This is a genomic window from Bacteroidia bacterium, assembly GCA_025056095.1.
GTDB lineage: Bacteria > Bacteroidota > Bacteroidia > JANWVE01 > JANWVE01 > JANWVE01.
This window is the reverse complement of the sequence record JANWVW010000349.1, coordinates 1-1,176: the sequence shown is the minus strand read 5'-3', so window position 1 is coordinate 1,176 and position 1,176 is coordinate 1. Positions and strand designations below refer to the sequence as shown.

General features: G+C 33.0%; 2 protein-coding genes. Both read right to left on the bottom strand.

Going from position 1 to position 1,176, the window contains the following annotated elements; translation table 11 throughout:
- A partial coding sequence (locus tag NZ519_13970) for a class I SAM-dependent methyltransferase (GenBank protein MCS7029859.1) occupies positions 1–773 on the bottom strand: 773 nt, incomplete at its 3' end.
- A partial coding sequence (locus tag NZ519_13965) for a glycosyltransferase (GenBank protein MCS7029858.1) occupies positions 766–1,176 on the bottom strand: 411 nt, incomplete at its 5' end. The genes NZ519_13970 and NZ519_13965, both read right to left, overlap by 8 nt.

The following is a 1,176-nucleotide window of genomic DNA, read 5'->3' as shown; positions in this document are numbered from 1 at the left end:
ATTTCATTGCTATTTTTGTTTTTCCTTTTCAAAAATATAAGACTTATGCCCGCATTCATAAATTGTATTCGTGATTCGATGTCTCGCAATTTGAAAATTTTAATAAGTCCTAAAGTAATTTTATCAAGCATAACTGCTAAAGTGTTAATAGGAGTTAGAAATAATGGAGAAAGAAAATCTAAATTTAGCTTTTCAAATATAATGTTAATCAAAATAGCTACTGTGAGAAATGGTGTAGAAAAAAAAGAACATGCCTTTCTACATAATATTATTTCAAGGTTAAAAAGTTTTGAAATATGAATATAGAAAAACTCTGTATATCTGAAATAGTCGTGTGGTGTTCCATGATATGGAAATACAAACGGAGTGCTAATATAAAATAAACCTCCTTCTTTACAAACCCTGACCGCTTCTTTAAGTGCATGTAATGGATTATAAAGGTGTTCCAAAACCTCAGACATAATAACTAAATCAAATGTGTTATCCTCATAAGGTAGTAAATCTTTGTTCAAATCAAGTAATATATCAGCTGAAGATTTTTCTCTGGAAATGTCAACTCCTATATATTCAAAATCGGTAAACTTTTCCTTAAAAACATGGTAAAAAGGCTTATAACCACAACCTAATTCAATGATTTTTAGTTGCTGTTTCTTTTCCAGATAATTAAGCATATATGAGAAAGTTTTAGCGTTTTCTTTTGTAATTAGATAAGAAAAATCCCAAGGTTTAGGATTAACTCTCTTCCTTATACTCTGTTTTACTCTCTTATCCATTTCTTACCTCCTCTATGAGCTTCTTCCATTCCTCTGCAATCTTTGTCAGCTCAAAGTCTCTCGCTCGCACTTTTGCTCTTGTAGATAACCTATCTCTTAATATATCTTCAGAAAGCAGTAGTTTTATAGTATCAATCCACTTCCTCTCGGCTTCAGTTATAGGGTCATTAGCTGTTTTAAACTTCCCATCAAATACTGGCATGAGAACACCATATTCTGTAAATTCGGGCTCTGTTGTCTGATACTCAGGCGGCGTATTTGGGGCAAGGATTTCTCTTGGACCACTTCTACAATCACTTGCAGTAACAGGAACTCCGCAAATCATCGCTTCACCAAGTGCATTTGGAAATCCTTCCCATAGAGATGGGAACACAAAAAGCTTAGCTCTACTTATGAACTTAAA